The organism is Burkholderia sp. MSMB1826, from assembly GCF_001526325.1.
In the GTDB taxonomy this organism is placed as follows: Bacteria; Pseudomonadota; Gammaproteobacteria; order Burkholderiales; family Burkholderiaceae; genus Burkholderia.
The window spans coordinates 171,065-194,329 of record NZ_LOYN01000010.1 but is presented as its reverse complement, the minus strand read 5'-3'; the positions used below and the strand labels follow the sequence as shown (position 1 = coordinate 194,329).

At 65.3% G+C, this 23,265-nt stretch carries 21 protein-coding genes; 13 read left to right on the top strand and 8 right to left on the bottom strand.

The genetic code is table 11. From position 1 onward, the window contains the following. Nucleotides 1-15: 15 nt before the first annotated feature. From WS95_RS02920 to WS95_RS02895, 6 genes are all read left to right on the top strand, one after another. Nucleotides 16-270, top strand: coding sequence for a GlsB/YeaQ/YmgE family stress response membrane protein (locus WS95_RS02920; RefSeq protein ID WP_034204657.1), 255 nt, complete (start codon nucleotides 16-18; stop codon nucleotides 268-270). Nucleotides 271-970: 700 nt separating this feature from the next. Then, nucleotides 971-1,513 carry a fimbrial protein gene (locus WS95_RS02915; protein ID WP_059822191.1) on the top strand — a complete coding sequence of 181 codons (543 nt, stop codon included), beginning with the start codon at nucleotides 971-973 and terminating at the stop codon, nucleotides 1,511-1,513. A 134-nt stretch (nucleotides 1,514-1,647) separates the two neighbouring features. Then, nucleotides 1,648-2,403 (top strand): fimbrial biogenesis chaperone, encoded by a 756-nt coding sequence (locus WS95_RS02910; RefSeq protein WP_059783158.1) that lies wholly within the window; start codon nucleotides 1,648-1,650, stop codon nucleotides 2,401-2,403. 214 nt (nucleotides 2,404-2,617) lie between these two features. Next, nucleotides 2,618-5,266: a fimbria/pilus outer membrane usher protein gene (locus WS95_RS02905; protein WP_059822189.1), complete on the top strand. Its 2,649-nt coding sequence runs from the start codon at nucleotides 2,618-2,620 to the stop codon at nucleotides 5,264-5,266. Between the two features lie 352 nt (nucleotides 5,267-5,618). Next, nucleotides 5,619-6,605: a fimbrial protein gene (locus tag WS95_RS02900; RefSeq protein ID WP_059822187.1), complete on the top strand. Its 987-nt coding sequence runs from the start codon at nucleotides 5,619-5,621 to the stop codon at nucleotides 6,603-6,605. Nucleotides 6,606-7,182: 577 nt separating this feature from the next. After that, nucleotides 7,183-7,518, top strand: a complete 336-nt coding sequence (locus WS95_RS02895; protein ID WP_059822185.1) for a hypothetical protein — start codon at nucleotides 7,183-7,185, stop codon at nucleotides 7,516-7,518. 64 nt (nucleotides 7,519-7,582) lie between these two features. Here WS95_RS02895 and WS95_RS02890 read toward each other — a convergent pair whose 3' ends face one another. The 3 genes from WS95_RS02890 to WS95_RS02880 all read right to left on the bottom strand — a co-directional run bounded on the left by WS95_RS02890 (nucleotide 7,583) and on the right by WS95_RS02880 (nucleotide 10,528). Next, nucleotides 7,583-8,455 carry a LysR substrate-binding domain-containing protein gene (locus WS95_RS02890; protein ID WP_059822183.1) on the bottom strand — a complete coding sequence of 291 codons (873 nt, stop codon included), beginning with the start codon at nucleotides 8,453-8,455 and terminating at the stop codon, nucleotides 7,583-7,585. A gap of 116 nt (nucleotides 8,456-8,571) precedes the next feature. Then, nucleotides 8,572-9,471, bottom strand: coding sequence for a class A beta-lactamase (bla, locus tag WS95_RS02885; RefSeq protein ID WP_059822181.1), 900 nt, complete (start codon nucleotides 9,469-9,471; stop codon nucleotides 8,572-8,574). A 199-nt stretch (nucleotides 9,472-9,670) separates the two neighbouring features. Then, on the bottom strand, nucleotides 9,671-10,528 hold the full coding sequence (locus WS95_RS02880) for a peptidoglycan DD-metalloendopeptidase family protein (RefSeq protein ID WP_059822180.1): 858 nt from the start codon (nucleotides 10,526-10,528) through the stop codon (nucleotides 9,671-9,673). Nucleotides 10,529-11,027: 499 nt separating this feature from the next. On the opposite strand from WS95_RS02880, the gene WS95_RS02875 reads away from it, so the two are divergent. Together WS95_RS02875 and WS95_RS02870 are read left to right on the top strand one after the other, a co-directional pair. After that, nucleotides 11,028-11,924 (top strand): LysR substrate-binding domain-containing protein, encoded by an 897-nt coding sequence (locus tag WS95_RS02875; RefSeq protein WP_059822178.1) that lies wholly within the window; start codon nucleotides 11,028-11,030, stop codon nucleotides 11,922-11,924. A gap of 46 nt (nucleotides 11,925-11,970) precedes the next feature. Further along, entirely contained in the window at nucleotides 11,971-12,357 is a 387-nt protein-coding gene (locus WS95_RS02870) for an ester cyclase (RefSeq protein WP_034204650.1), read from the top strand. A 77-nt stretch (nucleotides 12,358-12,434) separates the two neighbouring features. Here WS95_RS02870 and WS95_RS34605 read toward each other — a convergent pair whose 3' ends face one another. Next, entirely contained in the window at nucleotides 12,435-12,827 is a 393-nt protein-coding gene (locus tag WS95_RS34605) for a hypothetical protein (RefSeq protein ID WP_156444424.1), read from the bottom strand. A gap of 39 nt (nucleotides 12,828-12,866) precedes the next feature. Between WS95_RS34605 and WS95_RS02865 the strand changes: the two genes are divergently transcribed. Next, nucleotides 12,867-15,029 (top strand): hypothetical protein, encoded by a 2,163-nt coding sequence (locus WS95_RS02865; protein WP_059822176.1) that lies wholly within the window; start codon nucleotides 12,867-12,869, stop codon nucleotides 15,027-15,029. Nucleotides 15,030-15,113: 84 nt separating this feature from the next. Here WS95_RS02865 and WS95_RS02860 read toward each other — a convergent pair whose 3' ends face one another. Continuing rightward, nucleotides 15,114-15,854 carry a sulfite exporter TauE/SafE family protein gene (locus tag WS95_RS02860; RefSeq protein WP_059822174.1) on the bottom strand — a complete coding sequence of 247 codons (741 nt, stop codon included), beginning with the start codon at nucleotides 15,852-15,854 and terminating at the stop codon, nucleotides 15,114-15,116. Nucleotides 15,855-15,985: 131 nt separating this feature from the next. Further along, on the bottom strand, nucleotides 15,986-16,987 hold the full coding sequence (locus WS95_RS02855; protein WP_034204647.1) for an aldo/keto reductase: 1,002 nt from the start codon (nucleotides 16,985-16,987) through the stop codon (nucleotides 15,986-15,988). 141 nt (nucleotides 16,988-17,128) lie between these two features. On the opposite strand from WS95_RS02855, the gene WS95_RS02850 reads away from it, so the two are divergent. Continuing rightward, nucleotides 17,129-18,034 (top strand): LysR family transcriptional regulator, encoded by a 906-nt coding sequence (locus WS95_RS02850; protein WP_034204646.1) that lies wholly within the window; start codon nucleotides 17,129-17,131, stop codon nucleotides 18,032-18,034. Between the two features lie 45 nt (nucleotides 18,035-18,079). On the opposite strand, the gene WS95_RS02845 is transcribed toward WS95_RS02850, so the two are convergent. Next, nucleotides 18,080-19,234 (bottom strand): porin, encoded by a 1,155-nt coding sequence (locus WS95_RS02845; RefSeq protein WP_034204645.1) that lies wholly within the window; start codon nucleotides 19,232-19,234, stop codon nucleotides 18,080-18,082. A gap of 380 nt (nucleotides 19,235-19,614) precedes the next feature. Here WS95_RS02845 and WS95_RS02840 point away from each other — a divergent pair, with 380 nt between their 5' ends. The 3 genes from WS95_RS02840 (at nucleotide 19,615) to WS95_RS02830 (ending at nucleotide 22,653) form a co-directional block, all read left to right on the top strand. After that, on the top strand, nucleotides 19,615-20,712 hold the full coding sequence (locus WS95_RS02840; RefSeq protein ID WP_034206162.1) for an OpgC domain-containing protein: 1,098 nt from the start codon (nucleotides 19,615-19,617) through the stop codon (nucleotides 20,710-20,712). Nucleotides 20,713-20,773: 61 nt separating this feature from the next. Further along, nucleotides 20,774-21,712, top strand: coding sequence for an alpha/beta hydrolase (locus tag WS95_RS02835; protein ID WP_059822172.1), 939 nt, complete (start codon nucleotides 20,774-20,776; stop codon nucleotides 21,710-21,712). 182 nt (nucleotides 21,713-21,894) lie between these two features. Continuing rightward, on the top strand, nucleotides 21,895-22,653 hold the full coding sequence (locus WS95_RS02830) for an SDR family oxidoreductase (protein ID WP_059822171.1): 759 nt from the start codon (nucleotides 21,895-21,897) through the stop codon (nucleotides 22,651-22,653). A 102-nt stretch (nucleotides 22,654-22,755) separates the two neighbouring features. Here WS95_RS02830 and WS95_RS02825 read toward each other — a convergent pair whose 3' ends face one another. After that, complete coding sequence (locus tag WS95_RS02825) at nucleotides 22,756-23,130, bottom strand: hypothetical protein (protein ID WP_059783138.1); 375 nt, start codon at nucleotides 23,128-23,130, stop codon at nucleotides 22,756-22,758. Between the last annotated feature and the right edge of the window lie 135 nt (nucleotides 23,131-23,265).

Below are 23,265 nucleotides of genomic sequence, written 5' to 3'. Positions count from 1 at the left end.
AATAGGGAGGCGTTCATGCTGCAATTCATCGAAACCCTGGTCGTCGGGCTCATCGTCGGCCTCCTCGCCCGCGCGCTCAAGCCCGGCGACGACAAGATGGGCATCCTGATGACCATCGTGCTCGGCGTCGTCGGCTCGCTCGTCGCCGGTTATGTCGGCCGCGCGGCCGGCTGGTATGCGCCGGGCCAGGGCGCCGGCTGGATCGCGTCGATCATCGGTGCGATCGTGCTGCTCGTGATCGTCGGCGCGGTGCGCAAGCGCGCGGGTTGATCGCGGATCTGCGAATCCGGTACAACACGGCCGCTCATCTCGATGAGCGGCCGTTTTCTTTGGCGAACCGCCATTCGCCGGCGCGCCGACTCGTCGATGCCACATCCGGGCAACGAGCATGGGCCGACGATGGCGATCGTGACCGCCCCTTCACGCCATCGCGGACGCCGTCCACCGCGGGTTCCGCACGCTTTCCGCGGAGTGGCGCTTTCGTGTCCGGGATCGCGGCCCTACAAGCCCGCTTGCATTGAAGCCGTCTGCGTCGGGCATCACATCGCCGATCGTGATACCGCAATATGGCATTCACCATTCGTCGCGGAATCGAACAGTTCGAGCGACAACATCTGCCGAAATTATGACATGCACATGAACGTCAAACGCTCGTCGAACCACGACGGCGTGTGCTGATCCACGAACGGCAAAACCCTTGCAAAACCGCCCAGATCCTTGCATCACAAGGATCCGGACCTCCGCGCAATCATCTCGCCTCCGAAAGAGGCATAAATTCTTAGTACTTGTACTACAAAAAATCAATTCGAATTCGAATTCGTCAAATTCCCCAAAATCTTGGGTCACTCGATAAATTGTCCTGAATTCAGCCTCGTGCAGACCTCAATTTCCCCCGGTCGGAATAAAGAGAATCGAAGCGAGCGATTTCACCTCCCTCTATGTTAAGCATATTTAACAATTAGGTATTCGAATGACCAAAACCATCATTTCCGCCGCACTGGCAGCAGCAAGCATCGTCGCAATGGCGCCGGCAGCACACGCGTTCGACGGCACGATCGACTTCACCGGCTCGATCGTCGCGACGACCTGCACGATCAACGGCGGCGGTAGCGCCAACAACTTCACGGTGGCCTTGCCGCCCGTGTCGACCGACGCACTGAAAGCAGCGGGATCGACGGCCGGCCGCACGCCGTTCCAGCTGAAATTGACGAACTACCAGCCGGATACCGGCAAGGTTGCGACCTTCTTCGAATCGGGTCCGACGATCAACACGGCCACCGGTCGCCTCATGGTCGACGCCGGTGGCGCCGAGGGCGTGGAAATCGGTCTGCTGAACGATTCGTTCCAGCACATCGCGGCTGGCGCGGCATACAACTCCCAGAACTCCCAGGTCGTGGACATCACGGGCGGCGCCGCCACGCTGAACTACTACGCGCAGTACGAATCGCTCGGCACCGCGCTGAAGGCCGGCCCCGCGAATTCGCGTGTGCAGTACACGATGAGCTATCAGTAAAGCGTAGCGTTCGGCGGTCGCTAAGTCAGGGCCGCCGTTCGAACCACGTTGGCTTGTCAAGCCGTCTCCGGGATTCGCGAGTCGGCTTCGCAAGACAACGCATCGATCTATATCGAATTGGAGAAGGGATTCACATGAAATACCTCTGCCGGAAACTATTCACTGCCGCGTCCATCGCGGCCAGCCTGTTCGCCGCGAATGCGCACGCAAGCATCGTGATCGCCGGCACGCGCGTGATCTTCCCCGCCAACGAGCGCGAAGTCACGATCAAGCTCACCAACGACGGACAGACGCCGGCCCTGGTTCAAACCTGGATCGACAAGGGCGACGCGAACACATCGCCGGAAAAGATCGACGCGCCCTTTACGGTGACACCTTCCATGTTCCGCCTCGATCCCGGCAACGGCCAGACCTTGCGGCTGATCTACACGAAGGAGCCGCTCGCGCAGGACAAGGAGACGATGTTCTGGCTGAACGTGCTGGAAGTGCCGCCCAAGGCGGAAAACGCGGAAGACGCGAGTCGATTGCAACTCGCGTTTCGCACGCGCATCAAGGTATTTTTTCGTCCGCAAAACTTGCCGGGCAAGGCGGACGAAGCACCCGTACAGACGAAATGGCAGGTGGTCCGCGACGGCAAGGGCTATGCACTGAAGGCCACCAATCCGACGCCGTACTTCGTCAACCTGGGCAGCGTCACGCTTCGGTCGGGCGGCAAGGCGCTCGATGCCGGCGCCGGTTATATCAAGCCCGGCGACTCCGCGCTGTTTCCGGTCCAGGGCCTGACGGCTGGCGCGGAACCCGGCGCCGAGGTCGACTACACGAGCATCAACGACTGGGGCGGCGGCATCAAGGCCACGCAGCCGGTGTCGTCCGGCAAGAACACGCCCTGACGACACCGCGATTCCGTCGCGTTCCCTGGCACCCGACCCGCTGAAGTAACCGGAGGCGCGTTCGCGCCTTCCGCCGGTCGACTGCCCATCCCACGGTTTGCCCCAATTCGTGCCTCCGACGAGGCGGCAATCAGAGGCTGACAACGCCTCTGGCGGCATCCCTTTGCCCTGATCGCCCGCGATACGTATCGACGGGCACCTCGGAGTGTCATGCATGATTTCGAAACGGTCGAACCACGCCGCCTGTAGCGTAGCGCCCCGCATCAAACCGCTGTGCGCGCTCCTGCTGTCGACGTTCGCCACGTATCAGCTGGACGCGCAGGCCAACGACGCGCCCGCTCGGCCGGCGAAGTTGGCTCAGGTCGAATTCGACCAGCACTTCTTCCCCCAAGGCGGAAGCCAGAGCGTGGACGTGTCCCGCTTCGAAAAAGGCAATACCGTCTTGCCCGGCACGTACAGCGTCGACATCTACGTCAACCAGAACCGCGTCGCCCGCGGCGACGTGCCGTTCAAGGCCGTCGAGACGAACATGGACGCGCAAGCCTGTTTCGATGCAAAGCTGCTCGAGCGCGTCGGCGTCGCCTGGAAGAAGCTGACTCCGGAACTGCTCGCCAGGATCTCGGGCGAAGGCGAAGACGCATGCCTGCCGATCGACGAACTGGTCGGCGGGGCGACCAGCCGCTTCGATTTCGGCGAGCAGCGTCTCGACCTGAGCATTCCGCAGGTTTCGCTCGCCCGCAACGCGCGCGGATACGTGAGCCCCGAGCTGTGGGATTCGGGTATCAACGCGGCGATGCTGGGCTACAACTTCAATCTGTACGGCACCCACAACAGCGGCCAGGGCGACGGCACGCAGACGCAGGGTTATCTCGGCGTGAACGGCGGCGTGAACCTCGGGAACTGGCACTTCCGCCACGACGGGTCGTTCATGTTCGACTCGCGCGGCAACCGCCAGTATCAGGACATCAACACCTACGTGCAGCGCGACCTGCCGTCGCTAGCGTCGCAATTGACGCTCGGCGAGGCCTACACCACCGGGGAACTGTTCGACTCCACCGCGTTTCGCGGCATGCGCGTGGCGTCCGACGACCGCATGCTGCCCGACTCGCTGCGCGGGTACGCACCGACCGTGCGCGGCGTCGCGAACAGCAACGCGAAGGTCACGATTCGCCAGAACGGCATGGTCATCTATGAAACCAGTGTCGCTCCCGGTGCATTCGAGATCAACGATCTGTACGCGACAGGCTATGGCGGCGACCTGGACGTTTCCGTCCAGGAGGCGGACGGCAACACGCATTCGTTCTCGGTCGCGTATGCAGCCGTGCCGTTGTCGCTGCGCCCGGGCGTCAGCCGCTACAGCTTCGTCGTCGGCGCGCTGCGCGACACGCAGCTTTCGTCTCATCCGCTGTTCGCGCAAGGCACGTGGCAACGCGGCTTGACGAATCTGCTGACCGGCTATGGCGGCGTCACGGTGTCGGCAGGCTATGTATCGGCGATGGTCGGCGGCGCATTCAATACGCCGCTCGGCGCGATCGGCGCCGACGTCACGCAGGCGAGCACCGCGCTGCACGGGCAAGGCCGCCTCAGCGGCGCCAGCTTCCGCTTGAGCTACATGAAGGACGTCGCGCAGACCGGCACCAACGTCGCGATCGCCGCCTATCGTTACTCGACCGGCGGGTTCCTCGGGCTGAACGATGCAATGCGCGCGCGCGATCTGGCCGCGCAAAACCTGTCGATCGAAAACGTGTGGCGCCAACGCAGCCGTGCGTCGGTCACGATGAGCCAGCGGCTCGGAGAGCGTTGGGGGCAACTGAACCTGACGGCGTCCACCGTCAATTACTGGAACCGCAGCGGATCGGATGTCAATTACACCATCGGCTACAACAACACGTTCCGGAACATCGGTTACAGCATTTCGGCCAATCGCCAGCGCAATGCGATCGGTACGGCGGACACCCTGTACTACGCAAGCGTGACGATTCCGCTGGGCAAGGCGACCCCGATGACGATGACCGGGAACGTCTCGCACGAATCCAGCGGCCGCACACAGGCGCAGACCATGCTGTCGGGCTCGCTCGGCACCGACAACAATCTGTCCTATGGCGTGACCGTGAACCCTGCGTCGGGCGGAATGGGCAGTTCCACCACCGGCGGAAGCGTGAATGCGCTGTATCGCAGCCCGTATGCCGAATTCAGCGGAGCGGTCGGCACCGGCACCGGCTACTCGCAAGGGTCGATCGGCATTCGCGGCGCGGTGGTCGCGCATCCGGGCGGCGTGACGCTATCGCAGCCGCTGTCGGACACGATCGGCATCATCGAAGCGCCTGACGCCGAAGGTGCACGCGTGATCAACGCGTCGGGCGTGCGCGTGAACAGCCGCGGATATGCAGTGGTGCCTTATCTGACGCCGTACAGCATGAACACCGTCGAAATCGATCCGAAGGGTTTGTCGACCGACGTCGAGCTGCAGGTGAGCAGCCAGCAGATTGCACCGCGTGCCGGGTCCGTGACGCTGCTGAAGTTTGCAACGGTATCGGGCCGCTCGGCGCTGATTCGCGCGTCGCAGTCCGACGGCACGCCGCTGCCGTTCGGCGCGCAGGTGCTCGACGAGCATGGCACCGAAATCGGTTCGGTCGGCCAGGCAAGCAAGATCTTTGCGCGCGGATTGCAGAACAAGGGCGAACTGACCGTCAAATGGGGTGAAGACGCTTCTTCAATTTGCCGTATCGCGTACGCGCTGCCGTTGCGCGAGAAAGGGCGCAAGTCACAGGACCTGCTGCGGGTGAACGGAACTTGCGCAGCGGCACGCGTTTCCCATGCACTGAACGTCGTCCCATCTCGACTTGCCGGCGCGGCGCAATGACGCCGCGCCGGCAAGTCGGCCGCGTGCCCGGTTTGAAAATTACGGCATGCGATTGCGCCGGCCACCCTCTGGTCGAATTATTTGAGGATTCCACATTGAAACCCGTCACTCTCACCGGCCTCGCTTCACCAGCCCTAACAATTTTGAATAATTTTAATTGCCATTTTTTAAAAATCTCATTGATTGCGTCATCACAAATACCCCCTTAGTGATAGCAAATCATATCAAACCGCAAAATTAAATCAGACAAAAAATCGCCACGTATCGCTCAAACACAACGTCGCCCACGTACCAATCTGAATTTTTTACTTCCCACGCGAGATCTGGCTGGGTTACAAGGACAAACACTCCGATGAGACTACCTATTCTGCTGGCTTTGATTTCAACAAGCATTTCACATTCTGCGTGGGCGGCTTGCACATCAAACACCACCGATGGCTTAAACTATTTTATAGCGAACGTTTCTGGATTCGCCCCACCACCTTTCGATCCAACTTCGATTCCGATTGGAGGAGTAATATATAGGGCCAGCGGAACCCCGACGTTCATTAATGCCAGCGGTCAAGCGTCGGCCAAATGCGACCAATCGTTTGCAAACCATATAGGTGGAGTTGGAACTCCATCGGCAAATAATATTTATCCAACATCAGTTCCGAATATCGGCATGCGGTTATTCTCCAGCAATCGGATACTTCCCTTTGCTTCGGGATCGGCCACTAACGTCACGTGGGACCAGAACTATGTTCTGACGATCGAACTGGTCAAAACAGGCAATATCACGGCTGCCGGCGTACTGAGTGGTTCGTACGCACAATATCGAGTAAACTCGGCCAACGGGCAGCTTCTCGTCGATTATCGATTTTCGCAGCCCGTGTTGATTCAGCCAAAGGTACCGACCTGCAAGGTTGCGACGCCACTGATCACCGTACCGATGGGTACGGTCCACATGCACTCGTTTCAAGGAGTTGGCACAACGACGCCCCCACGCATGTTCAGCATCTCGCTCACCTGCTCCGGCGGGAGCGCGGGAACGTCAACCAACGCGCACGTGACGCTCACCGACGCGACCACACCAGGCAATACATCGACGACGCTGTCCATGTCGAAGGATTCGACAGCGTCCGGGATCGGTGTCCAGATTCTGAAAGGTGATGCACTGTTGCGTTTCGGGCCGGATTCGGCCGCAGTCGGCAACATCAATCAATGGTACGCGGGCACGATCGCGCAGGGGCAAGCCGGACTGACCATTCCACTGAGCGCGCGATATCTACAAACCGGCGCCAAGGTCTCGGCTGGTAGAGCGAACGCGCGTGCGACTTTTACGTTCAGCTATCAATAACGGGACTAGCGATCCCGCAGCAAAATGCAGCGGCATCGTCGAAAGGCATGCGGCGACCAGCCATCGTGAAGCACTCGCGTCACGAAGCTGGTCCAGCCGCACCCGCAACGAAGACACCGTGGCGCATGTCGCGACGGCCGAGCCCACCTGTCGGGTAAAGCGTCAGCCCTCAAATCCTGCATCATCGTGGTCACCCATGCGCCAACGTGGCACCTGCCCTCACCGCATCCTCGAACGACCGCTCATCTTGACCAGCGTCCGTTTTCTTTAAGCGAACGACAGGTTGTAGGGCCGCCGACTTGTAGGCCTCGATCCGATTCACCTGCGAAACCAGCAGCAGATGCTGCCAACGGTCTTCCGCCCAGCTTCACCCCTCCGGCCATACCCTCCCTTGCGCCCGCATAAATTTGAGATAAATTGATTGAAGGAATACGCCGTCGTTTGCGTATTCCCGCTATTTCCGGATTTTCATTCAAGAGGTTCGATGAAGTTGCCGTTTACGCATTCAGCACCGCAGCGTTGACGGACTGCCATTCGAGCGGCCCCGCTGCGACGCGCTTCTTCTCTGGAGCCTGTCATGAAGCATCGCCTGTTCGCCGCCTCGTTCGCCCTGGCTGCCTCGCTTCTGGCCACGTCCTCTTCATTTGCCGCCGGCACGTCCGGCATCATCTACTTCACCGGCATGATCGTCGAGCCTCCGTGCTCGTTCGCGCTCGACGCGGCCGGCACCGCGCCCGCGCGCGTGCGCGCCGACTGCCCGCGCCCCGCGACCGGGCAGATCGCGTTCGTCGATGCGGCGAGCATGCAGGCCGTGAAGACCACGACCTTCACCCAGGCCTCGCGCGCAATCGTTTTACCGAACCGTCCGGGCAACGATCTGGCGCCGATGATCGCGGTCGTCACGTATCAGTAACACCCGACGCCGGTGCGGCATGCAGGAGGTTCCGCGCGTCCGGTTCGCGCCGTGAAATCGCCCGTCAGTCGCGATGGCAGGCGATCCAGTCGCTGAACGCGCGGATCTTCTGCTGGCTGCCGAGGTTCTCCGGATAGACGAAGTAGTAGCGTGCGCCGGTTTCGAGCACGATGTCGAACGGCCGTTCGAGCCGGCGCGCGCTGACGTCGTCGTCGACGAGCGTCACGTCGCCGATCGCGACGCCGAAGCCCTGCATCGCCGCGTTCGTCGCGAGATCGAGCGTGTCGAACGTCGGCCCGCGCGCGGGATCCACACGACGCTCGCCCGCATGCTCGAGCCATGCGCGCCAGTCGCGATGGTCGCGCGTCGGATGCAGCAGCGTATGGCGCGCGAGATCGCCGGTTGCGTCGAGCGGCGACGCCTGCCGCAGTTCGGGCGCACATACGGGTGTCAGCCGTTCGTCGAACAGCGGCAGCGCGACGACGCCCGGACCCGGCGACGTCCCGTAGACGATCGCCGCATCGAACGGCTCGCTCGAAAAATCGACGACGTGCTGCCACGCGGTCGTGATCTGCACGTGGAGATCGGGATGCTCGCCCTGAAAGCGCATGATGCGCGGCAGCATCCAGCGGATCACGCAGGTCGGCACCTTCAGCGCGAGATCGGTGCGTTGCCGCGTGAGCTTCATCGAGATGTCCTCGATGCGCGCGAAGCTTTCGTCGACCACCGGCAACAACTGCTCGCCCTCGGCCGTCAGCGTGAGGCCCTTCGCATGCCGCTTGAACAGCGGAAAACCGTAATGCGCCTCGAGCGTCTGGATCTGCCGGCTCACGGCGCCCTGCGTGAGACACAGCTGCTCGGCCGCACGCGTGAAGCTGCGGTGGCGAGCCACCGTCGAGAAGATCTGCAGCGCGTGCAGGGGCGGAAGTCGGCGCATGGCGAACGGGAAACAGGAAACGGCGAGGAAACGGCACGGAAGGACCGCGCGTCGAGCCGACGCGCGCTGTTCGACACGATAAGCCAAACGCCGGCTTTGCGCGAGACGCTGAATGCTCAGGCCGTCGCGGTCAGCGCGCCCGCCGCGATGCGCGCCGCCGCTGCGACGACATCCGCGCGCGCGGCGGCGGCAGCCTCCGGCTGCGTGAACGACACGGCCATCACGATCGGTGCGCGCGACGGCGGCCACAGCACCGCGACGTCCGTCGTCGTGCCGAAGCCGCCGTTGCCGGCCTTGTCGGCCACGCGCCAGCCGGGCGGCACGCCCGCCGCGATGCCGGTCGCCCCGCGTGCGCCGCCGACCATCCATTCCGTCAGTTGCGCGCGCTGCGGCTCGCGCAGCGCGTCGCCGAGCAGCAACCGCTGCAGCGTGTCGACCATCGCGACCGGCGTCGACGTGTCGCGCTCGTCGCCGGGCGTCGCCTGGTTCAGTTCGGGTTCCCAGTGATCGAGGCGGAAGGTCGTGTCGCCGCTTTCGCGCGCGAACGCGGTGACGGCCTGCGGGCCGCCGAGCACGCCCATCAGCAGGTTGCCCGCGCCCTTGTCGCCCGACTGCAGCATCGCCGCGCACAGCTGCGCGATCGTCATGCCGGTGTCGACGTGGCTTTCCGTAATCGGCGAGCCGGACACGATTTCATAGCGGCGGTACAGGATGCGGCGCGGCAGCAGCGATGCGTCGAGCGAGCCGCGCGCGAGCATCGCGGCGGCCGCCATGACCGCATACGTGCCGCACAGCGGGAAGCGCTCGCGCGCATGGTGCGCGATGCGCACGCCGTTCGACGTATCGAGCGCGGCGACGCCGAGCCGCCCGTTCGATGCTTTTTCGAGCGCGGCGAGTTCGGCTTGTGCGGTGTGGGCGCGCCCCTGGTCGGCGACCGGCGCGGACGTGCACGCGGCAACGAACGGCGCGGCAACGGCGGCGAGCAACAGCGAGCGGCGTGTCGGAGAGTGTTCCATGAATGAGATCTGTTCTGTCGGAAACGATGGCTCGAAGCAACGCGGCCGCGCCTCGGCGACGCGCGACCGTTCACGCCGACGGGCGGCCCGCGACGGCATTCGCCGCGCATCCCCGAAAGACGCCCATCGGCCCCGCGCGAAGGCGGGATTCCCTAGCGTAGCAGCGACGGCCGTCGCGTTCCAGCGAAACGGCCGCGCTTCACCCTTGCGACGAAGGCAGATACGGCATCGGATTCACCGGCTTGCCGTCGCGTCGCACCTCGAACAGCAGCGCGACGCGCGAGTTGTCGAGATCGCCCATCTCGGCGATCGCATCGCCCTGATGCACGATGTCGCCGGTCTTCACGAGCAACTTGCGGTTGTGCGCATAGGCAGTCAGAAAATCGGCGTTGTGCTGGACGATGATCAGGCTGCCGTAATCGTTCAGGCCGGTGCCCGCATACATCACGCGGCCGTCGGCCGCGGCGCGAACCGGGTCGCCCGGCCGGCCGGCGATCTGGATGCCGCGGTTCTGCCCGGGCCGGAACCCGTCGACGATCTTGCCGGTCGCGGGCCACTTGAGCGCGACGCGGCCCGCATGACGCCTGGTTTCCTTGACGACCTCGCGATCGCTCGCGGTCGACGCGGCGGCTGACGAATTGGCCTGCGCGGTGGCCTGGTTACCCACCGCGCCATTGCTCGCCACGGCTTGCGTGTCCGCCGCGCGCGCCGGCGGCAGCGGCTGCTGCTTGACGATGCGCAGCACCTGCCCCATGCGCAGTCTGCCGTTGGCGGTCAGCTTGTTCCAGGTGCGCAAGTCGGCCACGCTGCAATCGTTCGCGGAGGCGATGCCCGTCAGCGTGTCGCCGCGTTTCACGACGTACTTTTGCGCGACGAGAATCGGCGCAGGCGGCATCGCGGCGGCCGACGGAGCGACGGGCGGGCTCGCATCGGAAGGCTGTCCCGCCAGCGTGTCGCTCGGCGGAACGGACTGGGGACTTGCACAACCGGCCATCACGAGCACGGCGGCCAGGCCCGACAGCCACGCCGCCTTGCGGTGAATCTCGCGCGTTTTCATGGACGATCCGACTCCGGTTTGACAATCTTTCAAGCATCTCAAAAACGGAACGGCCGACGTGTAACCGGATGCAAACAATGATGACAAACGATCACGGACCGGATGCCGGCCGGCATTCGCTACCGGTAATACGGTCCGATCCGGAAAAACTTGATGGTCTTTTCGCAGAAAAACGGAAGAATTTTCGTGGCCGAAAACTATGGCCAGGATGTTTCAATAGGCGCAAGCCACGCCATTCATCGCAACCATGCGACGAATTCCGCGCCGGCCCATGCGACGCCGATGCACAGGAACACCAGATGCAGCGCGATCTTGAACGACACGCCCCAGGACGAATCGATCTGCATGACGGGCTCCCTCGATTGATGTGCGTCCATCATCGGCCATCGATCGCACCCCGAAAATGCGGAAGCGGCGAACCGGGTCTCAGGCTGCCCCTGAGACCGGCACGGCGGTTCCTGCTAACTTATCGGCCATTCTCTCCATCGCTTCGCCCATCATGCGCTTCGACCTGACCGACCTGCGGCTTTTCCTGAACATCTGCGAAGCCGGCACGATCACGAGCGGCGCCGAACGCACGCACATCACGCTGCAGGCGGCGAGCGAACGCATTCGCGGGATGGAGGACGAACTCGGCGTGCCGCTGCTGCACCGGACCAAGTCGGGCGCGCAGGCGACCGATGCGGGCCGCGCGCTCGAACATCACGCACGCACCGTGCTGCAGCAGATCGATCACATGCGCGGCGAACTGCAGCAATACGGCCAGGGGCTGCGCGGCCATATCCGGCTGCTGTGCAACACCGCGTCGCTGAGCGAATACTTGCCGGACGCACTGGCCGAGTACCTGCCGCATCACCCCAGGCTGTCGATCAGCGTCGAGGAACGCTCGAGCCAGGAGATCGTGCATGCGATCCGCAACAAGACGGCCGAGGTCGGCATCGTCGCCGATTCGGTCGGGCTCGGCGGGCTCGAACAGAAGCCGTTCCGCGAAGACTGGCTGATCGCCGTCGTGCCGGCCGCGCATCCGCTCGCGTCGCGCGACAAGGTCGCGTTCGACGACATCGCCGGCGAAGACTTCATCGGCCTCACCGACGGGAGCGCGCTGCAAGTGCATCTGGCCGACCAGGCACGCGCGCTCGGCAAACGGATCCGCTATCGCGTGCAGTTGAAGAGCTTCGACGCGATCTGCCGCGTGATCGCGAGCGGCGTGGGCATCGGCATCGTGTCGCGGCACGCGGCCGAGCGCGCGATGCAGACGATGGACGTGCGGCTCGTCGAACTGTCCGATCCGTGGAGCCATCGGAAACTGACGCTCTGCGCGCGGTCGTTCGATGCGCTGCCGAAGTACACGCGCGAGTTCGTCACGTTCCTGTCGGGCGACACACCGCCGCCGTAACGCGCGCCGCGCCCGACTCGTCCCATCGACATACGGAGACATCGCCATGACCGATATCGATCTCGCAACCCGCTATCGCGCGTATATCGACTGCCTGAACCGGCAGGACTGGGCGGCGCTCGGCGAGTACGTGTCCGACGACGTGATCCACAACGACCGGCCGCTGGGCCTCGCCGGTTACCGCGCGATGCTGGAACAGGACTTCCGCGACATTCCCGATCTCCGTTTCGAGATCCGGTTGCTCGCGTGCGACCCGCCGCACGTCGCGTGCCGCCTGCGCTTCGCGTGTTCGCCGAAAGGGACGTTCATGGGGCTCGCCGTCGACGGCCGCAAGGTCACGTTCGCCGAGAACGTGTTCTACGAGTTTCACGAAGGCAAGATCCGCCAGGTGTGGTCGGTGATCGACAAGGCGGCGATCGAAAAGCAGCTTTGAACCTCGTCGAAGCGGGGGCGTCGCCCGCGGCGGCCGCGGCGGCCGGTGGGCAGCGGCGGCTCAATGCATTTCGATTCTTATGGATAACGTTTTCTCTCGTCATCCATCGCGAACCCGTTTCCATGCGATGCGCCCTTGCGCCGCTGTAAAGCCGCTCCCTCCCGCGCGACGAACACTCGATCGTCAAGAAAAGCCCCGACGATTCCGTCGTAATCCTCATTCCATTTCGCCGCCTCCGCTCCCGCCATTCGGGTTTCTACCGGCGTCTCCGATGTGAAAGTTGATTGACATCGCGCAGATCGATGCCTAAATTTGGAAAACGTTTTCCAATACCAAAGTGCGACGCCGGTCTCGGCCCGCGCAGGGGAAACGCTTGCCCGCTCGATTTGCGATTCAGGCCGTCCGTCCTCAGGGAACAGGGTTGCAAGGCGGAAGCCGGGTACGGGCATCGAGCGCGGCATCGGCCACACGCGCCCGTTCCTTCACCACTATTCAAAACCGGAGACACCATGCATCAGCGCAGCAGATTCGCGCTCGGCGCCGCGCTCAGCGCCCTTTCCGTCGTGCTCGTCAGCGCATGCGGCGGCAACGACGTGACCGACACGCCGCCGTCGCCCCCTTCGTCCACCCCGCCCGCGCTCGCAGCGAACTCGCTGCAGGCGCTCGTCTACGGCGCGCCCGACACCAGCGTGCCGGCCGGCACGAACGTTCCGCTCACGATGATGGGGCAGATGCGCGCACTGTTCGACCTGATCCGGAAATCGCCCGACTTCACGCAGGTCGTGATGGATCTCGGCGACGGCACGCCCGTCCACGTGCTCGACACGAATACCGGCGACAAATTCCTGCCCGGCAAGCTCGCGCTCGGCCTGTCGTACATCCTGATCGACATGAAGTCGAAGAACGACCCGCAATACGCGAGCTACCTCGCGACGTACCAGACGATCACGACCGCGATGATGGCGCAGTCGGGCAGCAACTACACGTATGCGAACACGTCGTGGGGCGAGTACTACTACCTCGTCGCGCTGAACAACCTGAAGGCGCACGGGATGCTCAACGAAGTCTTCAGCGATGCGATGCTCGCGACGCTGCAGCAGCGGCTCACCTTCTGCGACATGTTCGGCCCCGATGCGAGTGGCAAGACCACGACGTGCCCGGCCGCCGGCACGCCGATCGACATCGCGTCGCTCAACACCGCGCAGAACTACTATGCGGTGTCCTACGGCATCGCCGGGCTGCGCCAGAAGCTCGGCTGGAGCAGCCCGACGTTCGCGTCGAAGACCGATCCGACCGTCGCGACGATGAGCGCGCGCGACGCACTGCTGTACACGTTGACGAACCACATCCGCAACGACTCGTCGGGCGGATTCTCCGACGAAGCGTCGAACACGCACACGACCTACTACGATCAGGCGCGCTTCGACCGCTACAGCACGCTGCTGATCGGCGAAGTGGTCGAGCGCACGTTCGAGATGGGCAACGAAGCGAATCTCACGCCGGAGCTGAAGGGCTATCTGCGCAAGTCGGTCGACCTGATCCTGCCGCAGCTGAACGCCGACGGCCAGGGCTTCAACTACGGCCGCTCGATCGGCCCGTACGGCGATTCCGCGTTCATGGAGGTGCTGACGGCCGCGGCCAATGCCGGCGTGCTGACCGATCGCGAGAAACAGGTTGCGTATGCATTCATCTACCAGGCCGCGCGTCGTTTCGACACGTACTGGTACGACCCGTCGCTGCCGACGCCGTCGGTCAACATGTGGGTCAAGGGCCGCGGCACCGACACGTATCGCGGCAAGCCGCGCGTGATGGGCGAGAACTTCAGCCTGCTGCATCAGTACCTGTACGTGAACGCGTGGTGGAACAAGCTCGGCTTCGGCGGTCAGGCGCCGATGGCCGATGCGGACTACCGCGCGTGGCTCGACGCGCTGCCGCGCTACACGCTTACCTGGTACAACCAGCCGGGCGACGCCGCGCATCCGTACAGCGCCGCGCTGCTCACCGTGCGCGACGGCCGGCGCGTGATCAACCTGAACCTCAGCCAGGCGCCCGACTACAACTCGTATACACCGTATTACCCGGTGCCGTTCTCCGACAAGCTGATCTACGGCACGACCGACCTCGGCTATGCGCTGCTGCTCCCGCAGGTGACGTACAACGCGAAGACCTACATTCCCGTCACGTACTACAAGAACCTGAACGTGCAGCAAAGCAACGGCCAGGTGATCGTGTCGTTCGATACGACGAAGTTCCGCCTCGCGTCGAAGAACGCCGCTTACACGACGGATCTCGACCTGCAGGTGCACACGGTGCTGACGTTCGCGCACGGCACGATCTCGCGCAGCGATACGCTGAGTTCGGGCACGCTCGCGGGCAACCTCGCGGTCGAAACGGACTTCACGTCGTTCGCGGATTTCGCGTCGACCCAGGCCAACGGGGACGGCGTGTCGGTGACGTATGCGAACAGCGCCGCGACTGGCTATGCGGCATCCGGGTTCGACAACTGCACGCTGTCCGCCTTCGACACGGCAAACGGCACGACGAATCCGCTGTCGACGACGCCGATCGGGCAGTTGCATTCGAACTTCGCTTGCACGACGAAGCCGTTCGCACTCGGCGCGGGCGCGACCCGCACGGTCGGATGGACGCTGAGGTACGCCGATCCGGCGTAAGCGGCGTGACCGCGATCCCGTGACCGATCCCCGAAGCCGGTTGCCGAAACCGGCTTCGGGATCATTCGGCGGCCGGACGCGCGTTCACCTCCACCCCGCCCCCGCCATATACGCGCCGAGCGCAATCAGCCCGACGAAGAAGCAGCGCTTGAACGTCTTCTCGCTCATCACGCGCCGCGCATATTGCCCGCCGGCCATCCCCGCCAGCGCGGGCACGAGTGCGAGCGCCGACACGCCGAGGTCGACCGTCTGCAGTGCGCCCGTCACGCGCAACTGCAGGCCGAGCACGATCGTCGACGCGGTGAACGACAGCCCGAGCGCCTGGATCAGATCGTCCTTCGACAGCCGCAGCGCCTGCAGGTACGGCACGGCAGGTACGACGAACACGCCGGTCGCGGCCGTCACGACGCCGGTCAGGTAGCCGACCACGGCCGACAGCCATTTTTCGTGACGGACCGGCGCGGGCAGCCGCGCAGCCGCCAGCCCCCACAGCCCGTAAAGCACCAGCACCACGCCGAGCGCCGCATGCGTCCACGTGCTGCCGGCCGCGAGCGCCGGCAGCCCACCCGTCAGCGTGCCGACCGTCAGGCCCGCGAGCAGCGGCCACAGCCGGCGCAGCAGCGCGCCGAACGACGGGCCGAGCCCCAACTGCCACACGTTGGTGACGAACGACGGCACGAGCAGCAGGCTCGCCGCGGCCGACGGCGGCATCGCGAGCGTCAGCAGCCCCATCGCGATCGTCGGCAGCCCGAGTCCGATCATGCCCTTGACCGCGCCGGCCAGCAGGAAAACCAGCACGACGATCGTCAGCGTATGAGTTTGCATGGCAGGCATTCCGTCCGGTGAGTACGGCGCCGATGGTGCCTGCCCGTCATGCCGCCCGCCATCTGGTTTTGCCTGAGGCTGGCTCGGGCCCGTCGGACGGGTGTTCGGGCCGGTCGATCCGGCCCCGTGAATCACCCCCGACCCTGCTCGCTGTCGAGGTGAGCCATCTGAGCGGCCGGATAGCGCTCGCCGGCAGCCGCCCCGGCGGGAACCGCCGCTTCGATGCGAGCGAGATCATTGACCGTTAGTTGCAATTCAGTCGCCAGCAAACCGTCCTGCAGTTGCGTGCGCTTGCGCGCGCCGACCAGCGGCACGATGTCGGCACCGCGCGACAGCGCCCACGCGATGGCGATCTGCGCCGGATTGCTGCCCTTCTCGTCGGCGATCGCGCGCAGCGCATCGACGAGCGCGAGGTTGTGCGCGAGGTTCTCGCCCTGGAAGCGCGGGCTCGCCGCGCGGAAATCGCGCTCGCCCTGCCGCGCCGCGCTCCAGCGCCCACCCAGCAGCCCGCGCGACAACACGCCATAGGCCGTCACGCCGATGCCGAGCTCGCGGCATACGGGCAGAATCCCGGCCTCGATCCCGCGCGACAGCAACGAGTATTCGATCTGCAGATCGGCGATCGGCGCGACGGCGGCCGCGCGGCGGATCGTGTCCGCGCCGGCTTCCGACAGGCCGATATGCCGCACGTACCCGGCCTTCACGAGATCGGCGATCGCGCCCACCGTCTCCTCGATGGGCACCGCCGGATCGACGCGTGCCGGGCGGTAGATGTCGAGGTAGTCGGTGCCGAGCCGCTTCAGCGAGTACGCGACGAAGTTCCGGATCGCCGCGGGCCGCGCGTCGTAGCCGACGAACCCGCCGGCCGGATCGCGCAGCGCGCCGAATTTCACGCTGATCAGCACCTGGTCGCGCGCCCGGCCGCGCAGCGCGTCGCGGATCAGCATCTCGTTGTCGCCCATGCCGTAAAAGTCGCCGGTATCGAGCAACGTGATCCCGTGGTCGAGCGCCGCGTGCAGCGTCGCGATGCTTTCGTCGCGGTCGGCCGGCCCGTACAGATCCGACATCCCCATGCAGCCGAGCCCGATCGCCGATACCTGCGGGCCGGTGCGGCCCAGTTGACGCAAGTCCATGTCCGTTTCCTTCGAATGGTGAGTGGATGAAACGGATTCTGGACGCGCGACGCCGCGCGATAAACGCGAAACGCGCCACCAAACCATTCGACGCTGATTAACAATGGAGTCTTTCCGTTTTCCGCCAAGGCCCTCGCCCGCATGGACCACCTGCAAGCAATGCGCATCTTCGCGCGCGTCGCCCATCTCGGCAGCTTCACGAAAGCGGCCGAGCAACTCCAGCTGCCGCGCCCGACGGTCAGCAACGCCGTCCAGTATCTGGAAAAGCACCTGAAGATCCGCCTGTTGCAACGCACGACGCGGCGCGTCGCGCTGACCGCCGAGGGCGCGACCTATTACGAGCGCTGCGTGCAGTTGCTGGCCGATCTCGACGATGCGGAAACGCTGTTCGAGGATGCCGGCGCGTCGCCGCGCGGCGTGATCCGCGTCGACCTGCCCGAACGTTTCGCGCTGACCCGGGTGATTCCGGCGCTGCCGGATTTTCACGCGCGCTACCCCGATCTGCGCGTCGCGATCAGCACGACCGACCGCTTCGTCGATCTCGTCGCGGACGGCATCGACTGCGCGGTGCGGGTCGGCGTGCTGTCCGACACGTCGCTCGTCGCGCGGCGCGTCGGCGAGATGGCCCAGATCAACTGCGCGTCGCCCGCCTATCTCGCGCGCCACGGCACGCCGCGCTCGCCGGACGAGCTGCCGGACCACGTCGCGGTCGGCTATTTCTCGAGCCGGACGGGCCGCGAGCTGGACTGGGAATATGCGGACATGGATTCGGGCGAGATGCACACGGTGAAGATGCACAGCATCGTGTCGGTCAACAGCTCGCAGGCGTATCTCGCGTGCTGCATCGCGGGCCTCGGGCTGATCCAGGCGCCGCGCGACGGGCTCGCGCCGCTGCTCGCCGACGGTTCGCTGGTCGAGGTGCTGCCGGAATGGAATGCCGGGCCGCTGCCCGTGTCGGTGGTGTTTCCGTACGGCCGGCATCTCGCGCCGCGCGTGCGGATCTTCGTCGACTGGCTCGCGGAAACGCTCGGCGGCCGGGCGGACTGACGGCGGCAGTGCCGGGGTTTTGCGCCCCGGCCGCCGGCGCCCGGGTCAGAACTTGTGGCGGATCGCGGCGCGCACCGCGAACTGGTTCGACGACGCCGACGGGCCGTCCGTCCCGACGACATAGCCGCCGTCGGCCGCCGTGCCCGTCTTGTCGCCGCCCACCTTCTGCCACGCGCCCTGCAGGTACACGTCGGTACGCTTCGACAGGCTGTAGTCGGCCATCAGGCCGACCGTGTGGTACTTCGGCTTGAACGAGCCGGCCGCGGCATCGTACTTGCCGTCCGTATACACGTACTGCGCGCCGAGGTAGAAATCGGGCGTGAGCTGGTACTTGCCGTTGATCTCGAAGTTCTGGAACTTCGTCGCGGTCAGCCCGAGGCCGGCGAACGTCGACGCCGGCAGGTAGACCGTCGATACGGGATTCTTCACGTCGGTCTTCGTATAGACGATGCCGACCGTGGCCGGGCCGAACGTGTAGTTGACGCCGCCGCCGAAGATGCGCAGCCGATCGGCGACGAAATTCGCGTCGTCGGCCGCGATCGCGCCCGCGCTGCCGATGCCCGGGTTGTTCGCCTGCAGGTACGCGGCCGCGACCTGCAGCCCGGCCAGCGAATATTGCGCGCCGATGCTGTACTGGCGGTTGTTCGAGAAGCCCGTGCCGTTGCTGAAGCTGTACGTGCCGCCGAACGTCAGGCCGTTCCAGTCGGGGCTCGCGTACTTGACCGTGTTGTTGACGCGGAACGAGTTGTCGGTGTTGTCGTTGTCGAACGGGTGCGAAAACAGCGTGCCGCCCCAGTTGCCGTTCGCGGTCAGCGGCGCGAGATAGTCGACGACGGAATCGTACTGGCGGCCGAGCGTCAGCGTGCCGAAGCGCGACTCGGAAAGCCCGACGAACGCCTGACGGCCGAACATGCGGCCGCCCTGGCCGAGCCGGCCGTTGTTCACGTCGAACCCGTTTTCCAGCGTGAAGATCGCCTTCAGCCCGCCGCCGAGATCCTCGCTGCCCTTCAGGCCCCACCGGCTGCCCTGCGCATAGCCGCTCGCGAGCTGGTAATTCGTCTTTCCGACCCCATTGACGTTGACGTTGTTCGTGTAATTGAAGCCTTCGTCGATCACGCCGTACAGCGTCACGCTGCTCTCGGCAAAGGCCGGCGCGGCGAATGCAGCGAGCGCGGCGGCAAAAATGACGTGCTTCTTCATGACGGATCTCCGGAGCCGAGGGCCGGGCAGGCCGAACGCCCGGCGAATGTTTGGTCTGTGTATGGGTGGCCCGCAGGGCGGACGACGCGGTGTGCGGCCGCGTGAGGACAAAATGGTGTCACGTCGCAAACCTTCCGTCCATCGGGTGCGGGTCGTCGCGCGCAAAGCGTTGCGCTCGTCCAACTGCCCCGTTGCGCGGAGAGCCTGACCGGGCTTATCGGCAGCGGCACGCCGGCCGGCCATCCGCGTAAACCCGATGGGCGTCGCATCGGTGGCACAATGCGCATCCGTTCGTCATTTCTTCACGAAGTCATGCTTCACCCCGATTCATGCGCGGCGCGCGCCGGCCGTACCCGCGGCCCGCGCCGGAAGGCGCGCCGATGACCGCGCCGGCCCGCGCCGGCCGCTACGCCGAGCTCGATTTCTTCCGCGGCCTCGTGCTGCTCGTCATCGTCGTCGACCACATCGGCGGCAGCATTCTGTCGCGCGTCACGCTGCACGCGTACGCGCTGTGCGACGCGGCCGAGGTATTCGTGTTCCTCGGCGGCTTCGCGACCGCCATTGCGTACAACTCGCTCGCCGAGCGGCACGACGAAGCCGCCGCGCGCCAGCGTTTCATCCGGCGTGCATTCGAGATCTACCGCGCGTTCCTCGTGACGGCCGGCCTGATGCTGCTGATCACGGCCGTGCTGAATGCGTTCGCGATCGACGGCCCGAACATGCCGACCAACGATCTCGACGGGCTGCTGCACAAGCCGCTCGCCGCGCTGCGCGACATCCTGCTGTTCCGCCGCCAGCCGTACCTTGCGTCGGTGCTGCCGATGTACGCGTTCTTCGCGCTGCTCGTCCCGCTCGCGCTGCCGCTCGCGCGCACGCAGCCATGGCTGATGCTCGCGTTCAGCGGATCGCTATGGTTTGCGGCGCCGCACGTCGCACGCTTCCTGCCGACCGTCGAAGGCGCGCCGTGGGATTTCAATCCGTTCGCGTGGCAATTCCTGTTCGTGCTCGGCGTGATCGCACGCTGCCAGCCCGTCTACCAGACGCTCTCGCCCAAGCCGCAGGGCTGGCTGCTGACGGCCGCGTCGCTCGCGATCGTCGCGGCCGGCGCGTACTACCGGCTGCGTATCGAGCCGTTCCCCACCGATCCGTCGATCAAGCAGAACCTCGGCGTGCTGCGGCTCGTGAACTTCCTCGCGATCGCGTGGCTCGCCGCCAAGCTCGTGCACCTCGGCTGGATGAAGAAGGTCGCGCACGCGATGCCGTGGATCGGCACGATCGGCCGGCAGGGGCTGCTGTGCTTCGTCGCGGGCACCGGCATCTCGCTCGCGGTCGATTCGCTGCTCTACCAGGCGACCGAAGGCTATCTCGACGTGCCGCTGGGCCTGACCGCCGACGCCGTCGCGATGGGGCTGCTGTATCTCGTCGCCAAGCTCTACGGGCCGCTCGTCGCGCGGCTGTCGTTCCGTTCGCGGCAATGACGCGCCGCGCCGTCACGCGCCGCTGCTACGATAGCCGGCGCCTCTTCTGAAACGATTCGCCATGCGCCGACTTGCCCTTCCGTTCGCCCTCGCCCTGTTCGCCGGCGCCATCGCCACCGCCCATGCCGCGCCGCCGGCGGCGCCTGCTCCGGCCGTATCGACCGCGCCACCGGCCGTCCAGACCGCGACGACGCCGTCCTCCGCGCCGGAGCCGTCCGTCAATCCGGGCAGCAGCGTCGTGCTGCGCACGTTCCGGTCGGCGTCGCTGAAGCGCGACTGGTCGTACACGGTCTACCTGCCGCCCGGCTACAACGCGGAAGGCGCCCGCTACCCGGTGATGTACCTGCTGCACGGCAACGCGGGCAACGCGAACGACTGGGTCACGCAGGGCCGGCTGCAGGCCACCGCCGACACGCTGATCGAGCGCCACGACATCCCGCCCGTCGTGATCGTGATGCCGCAGGGCGGCACCGACTGGTACGTCGATCGCAAGGAGAAGATGCAGAGCGCGTTCCTCAACGACCTGCTGCCCGAAGTCGAAGCGCACTTCGCGGTGTCGAACCAGCGCGCGGGCCGCGCGATCGGCGGCGTGTCGATGGGCGGCTTCGGCGCGCTGCGCTTCTCGCTGCTCGAACCGGGCCTGTTCTGCGGCGCGATGCTGCTGAGCCCCGCGATCTATGCGAACGAGCCGCCGCTCAATTCCGCCGCGCGCTACGTCGGCGTGTTCGGCGACCGCCAGTTCGATTCGCGCGTGTGGCACGAGCTCAATTATCCGGCGCTGCTGCGCGGCTATTTCGCGCGCAACTGGCGCGTGCCGATGTTCATCGCGGCCGGCGACGACGACCTGACGATCCAGGCGGAATCGAGCGTGCTGTACACGCACCTGCGCCGTGCACAGAACCCGGCCGAGCTGCGCATCGTCGACGGCGGGCATACGTGGGACGTCTGGCGCGGGCTGCTCGGGCAGGGGTTGAAGTATGCGCTGGAGTGCGTGAAGTGACGGCCGGCGGGCGTGGCAGGAAAGCCGCGCCCGGCCGGAAGAAAGGGGCGCCGCCGTCTCGTGGAGCACGTTTCACGATGTCGCCCGAATCCGGGGCATCGCGCATTTCGACTACAGTGCCGAAGTGGCGACGGCATCGACCGGCCACCTCTCCCGTCACTCAATCCGCAGGGAATCCAGCCATGTCCGACTCGAAGAAATTCGCCGCCGTCACGGGCGCCGGCTCCGGCATCGGTCGCGCCGCGGCCATCGCGCTCGCCCGGGCCGGCTTCACCGTCGCGCTGCTCGGACGCACGGAGGCGTCGCTGCGCGACACGCACGACGCCATCCGCGCCGCCGACGGCGACGCCGACGTGTTTCCCGTCGACGTCACCGACGAAGCCTCGGTCGATCACGCGTTCGCGCAGATCGCGCAACGGTTCGGCCGGCTCGATGTGCTGTTCAACAACGCCGGCCGCAATGCTCCGGTCGTTTCTCTCGACGAATACGAACTCGACGTGTGGAACAGCGTCGTCGCGACGAACCTGACCGGCGTCTTTCTGTGCGCGCGGGCCGCGTGGCGACTGATGAAAACGCAGACGCCGCAGGGCGGCCGCATCATCAACAACGGCTCGATCTCGGCACACGCGCCGCGCCCCGACACGATCGCGTACACGGCCACCAAGCACGCGGTCACCGGGATCACGAAGTCGCTCGCGCTGGATGGCCGCCGGTACAACATCGCGTGCGGCCAGATCGACATCGGCAACGCGGCCACCGCGCTCACCGAACGGATGACGCAAGGCGTCCCGCAAGCGGACGGCAGCCTCGCGCCCGAGGCGCGGATGGACGTCGCGCATGTCGCGAATGCGGTCGTCCAGATGGCGAATCTGCCGCTCGACGCGAACATCCTCAACATGACGATCATGGCGACCGCGATGCCGTTCGTCGGGCGCGGATAGCGCGTGGTGCGCGCCCGCGCGGACGACGGCGTTCACGCACGGGCCGCTGCCAAACCGATCCCTGGCGACGGCGCCGAATGCCCGCGCGTTCGCGACGCACATTCAGTGAGGCAGGCCGATCGCTTGCTGCTCGTCCTCGAGCAGCTGCGTCAGCGAACCCTGCAACCGCTCGAGGCTGCGCGGCGGGAGTGCGAAGCTGGCCCAGCCAAGCCCGCTATGACGCAGCAACAGCACCACGCCGCCCTCCAGCGGATGGCGCTCGGCATACCAGCAAGGATCCATCTCCGTCACGAATTGCTGCGCGTGCGGCGGACGTTCCGGCACCGCAGGCTGCATCGACGCGCGCAACAGGCTCAGGTACTGGATGACTGCGTCCACGTCTTCCGGATCGAGCACCGCCGCGCCCCGTTCGATCGACATCAACACGACGGGCTTGCCGCGCTCTTCGATCATCTTGATGCTCAACGGTTGTGCCATTTCTGTCGTCCTTGCCGCGGTTACGTGATCCCATTATCGATCCCCGTACACGTCTGCCGCCTGAAGATTCGTGATCCGCGCATGAATCTTTTTTTAGAAATTTTCTGGAAAACGCGCCGCGCGACCGTCTGTCGA

What these genes read in the sequence shown, in the direction of transcription:
- WS95_RS02830 (WP_059822171.1), top strand. Translation starts at nt 21,895, where the DNA reads ATGTCCGACTCGAAGAAATTCGCCGCCGTCACGGGCGCCGGCTCCGGC.
- WS95_RS02900 (WP_059822187.1), top strand. Translation starts at nt 5,619, where the DNA reads ATGAGACTACCTATTCTGCTGGCTTTGATTTCAACAAGCATTTCACAT.
- bla (WP_059822181.1), bottom strand. Translation starts at nt 9,471, where the DNA reads ATGGAACACTCTCCGACACGCCGCTCGCTGTTGCTCGCCGCCGTTGCC.
- WS95_RS02915 (WP_059822191.1), top strand. Translation starts at nt 971, where the DNA reads ATGACCAAAACCATCATTTCCGCCGCACTGGCAGCAGCAAGCATCGTC.
- WS95_RS02905 (WP_059822189.1), top strand. Translation starts at nt 2,618, where the DNA reads ATGATTTCGAAACGGTCGAACCACGCCGCCTGTAGCGTAGCGCCCCGC.
- WS95_RS02840 (WP_034206162.1), top strand. Translation starts at nt 19,615, where the DNA reads ATGACCGCGCCGGCCCGCGCCGGCCGCTACGCCGAGCTCGATTTCTTC.
- WS95_RS02865 (WP_059822176.1), top strand. Translation starts at nt 12,867, where the DNA reads ATGCATCAGCGCAGCAGATTCGCGCTCGGCGCCGCGCTCAGCGCCCTT.
- WS95_RS02875 (WP_059822178.1), top strand. Translation starts at nt 11,028, where the DNA reads ATGCGCTTCGACCTGACCGACCTGCGGCTTTTCCTGAACATCTGCGAA.
- WS95_RS02825 (WP_059783138.1), bottom strand. Translation starts at nt 23,130, where the DNA reads ATGGCACAACCGTTGAGCATCAAGATGATCGAAGAGCGCGGCAAGCCC.
- WS95_RS02835 (WP_059822172.1), top strand. Translation starts at nt 20,774, where the DNA reads ATGCGCCGACTTGCCCTTCCGTTCGCCCTCGCCCTGTTCGCCGGCGCC.
- WS95_RS02845 (WP_034204645.1), bottom strand. Translation starts at nt 19,234, where the DNA reads ATGAAGAAGCACGTCATTTTTGCCGCCGCGCTCGCTGCATTCGCCGCG.
- WS95_RS02870 (WP_034204650.1), top strand. Translation starts at nt 11,971, where the DNA reads ATGACCGATATCGATCTCGCAACCCGCTATCGCGCGTATATCGACTGC.
- WS95_RS02895 (WP_059822185.1), top strand. Translation starts at nt 7,183, where the DNA reads ATGAAGCATCGCCTGTTCGCCGCCTCGTTCGCCCTGGCTGCCTCGCTT.
- WS95_RS02890 (WP_059822183.1), bottom strand. Translation starts at nt 8,455, where the DNA reads ATGCGCCGACTTCCGCCCCTGCACGCGCTGCAGATCTTCTCGACGGTG.
- WS95_RS02880 (WP_059822180.1), bottom strand. Translation starts at nt 10,528, where the DNA reads ATGAAAACGCGCGAGATTCACCGCAAGGCGGCGTGGCTGTCGGGCCTG.
- WS95_RS02855 (WP_034204647.1), bottom strand. Translation starts at nt 16,987, where the DNA reads ATGGACTTGCGTCAACTGGGCCGCACCGGCCCGCAGGTATCGGCGATC.
- WS95_RS02920 (WP_034204657.1), top strand. Translation starts at nt 16, where the DNA reads ATGCTGCAATTCATCGAAACCCTGGTCGTCGGGCTCATCGTCGGCCTC.
- WS95_RS02910 (WP_059783158.1), top strand. Translation starts at nt 1,648, where the DNA reads ATGAAATACCTCTGCCGGAAACTATTCACTGCCGCGTCCATCGCGGCC.
- WS95_RS02860 (WP_059822174.1), bottom strand. Translation starts at nt 15,854, where the DNA reads ATGCAAACTCATACGCTGACGATCGTCGTGCTGGTTTTCCTGCTGGCC.
- WS95_RS02850 (WP_034204646.1), top strand. Translation starts at nt 17,129, where the DNA reads ATGGACCACCTGCAAGCAATGCGCATCTTCGCGCGCGTCGCCCATCTC.